Source organism: Arthrobacter sp. Y3223164 (genome assembly GCF_059091005.1).
In genome coordinates this window covers 1-832 of sequence record NZ_JBNHGF010000695.1, presented here as the reverse complement: position 1 = coordinate 832, position 832 = coordinate 1, and the positions used below count along the sequence as shown (strand labels likewise).

1 protein-coding gene is annotated in these 832 nt (G+C 72.5%); it reads right to left on the bottom strand.

Features of this window, described 5'->3' with window-relative positions:
• On the bottom strand, nucleotides 1-832 hold an 832-nt coding region (locus AC5RUJ_RS17460), incomplete at both ends, for a copper resistance D family protein (RefSeq protein WP_494156402.1).

The following is an 832-nucleotide window of genomic DNA, read 5'->3' as shown; positions in this document are numbered from 1 at the left end:
GCCGACAGCCCGGGATCCGCCATGGCCGGGAGGCCGACGGGAGCACGTTCCCGGGCAGCAAAGGCGCGCAGCGTCGTGCGGCGATGCAGCCAGCCGCACACAATCAACAGCGCGAACGCCGCCGCCTTGCCCAACACCAGGAACCCGTAGCCGGAGACCAACGCGGCCGGGGCCTGAACCTGGAGCACGGCATTGACCAGGCCGCTGGCAGCCACCGCCGTGGCGCAGGCCAGCGCCAGCGTGCTGTAGCGCCGCACGGTCCGCAGGAAATCGTTAGGTGCCCGCAGCGCCAGGTACGCCACGCCCGCCAACCCGCCCGCCCAGAGGCCAGCGGCGGATACATGAAGGCCCAGGCTGGCAACCGCCAGGAAGTGTTCGTCGTGGCTGGAGGCGTGGCCTGCCAGCGGCGGCATGGCGAGGGCTGCCACCAGAAGAATCAGGGCCAGTCCCTCGCCGGTCGCCGTGCGCGAGAACCGCGCGGTCGCCGCCGCCACGACCGTCAGTACCGCCTGGAAGAGCAGGACCCTGCCGGGCCTGACCTCCAAGACCACCCGCATCAGCTCCGCGGGGTCCAGTTGGGTGACGGACACGCCGAGCAGTTCGCTCCCGGTAAACCACAGGCGGACCACCACGGCCGGCACCGCGGTGGCTCCCAGCGCGGCCGCCACGACGGCCAGCCTTCGGCCGGCAGACGACAGTTCCTGGCTTCCCGCGGGGAGGGCAAGCAGCGCCACGCAGGCGAAGCCGATGGCCAGGACCATGCCGACGGTGGCCAGCAGCGTTGCCGCCGGAAGCCCCCAAGCGGTCGCTGCTCCCGCCGAGGGCAGACCCG